The organism is Paraburkholderia sp. SIMBA_027 (genome assembly GCF_046535315.1).
GTDB classification, from domain to species: domain Bacteria; phylum Pseudomonadota; class Gammaproteobacteria; order Burkholderiales; family Burkholderiaceae; genus Paraburkholderia; species Paraburkholderia tropica.
Window position 1 is genome coordinate 1 of record NZ_JAWRWY010000306.1, and the last position, 304, is coordinate 304.

The window sequence follows — 304 nt, forward strand, 5'->3', positions numbered from 1 at the left end:
CAGGATCAGACGGCCTTCGGCATCGGTGTTGATGATCTCGATCGTCTGGCCGGACATCGATGTGACGATATCGCCCGGGCGTTGTGCGTTGCCATCAGGCATGTTCTCGACGAGGCCGATGATGCCGACGGCGTTGACGTCAGCCTTGCGGGCCGCGAGCACATGCATCAGGCCGATGACGGCGGCAGCCCCGCCCATATCACCCTTCCTGTCCTCCATGCCGGCAGCCGGCTTGATGGAAATGCCGCCGGTGTCGAAGACGACGCCCTTGCCGTCGCCGTCGTCACTGCGGCACTGCTCGTGT

1 pseudogene is annotated in these 304 nt (G+C 64.1%); it reads right to left on the reverse strand.

The annotated features are described in order from the left end of the window. Positions 1–304, reverse strand: a pseudogene (locus tag SB764_RS39200) (leucyl aminopeptidase); the annotation flags it as partial.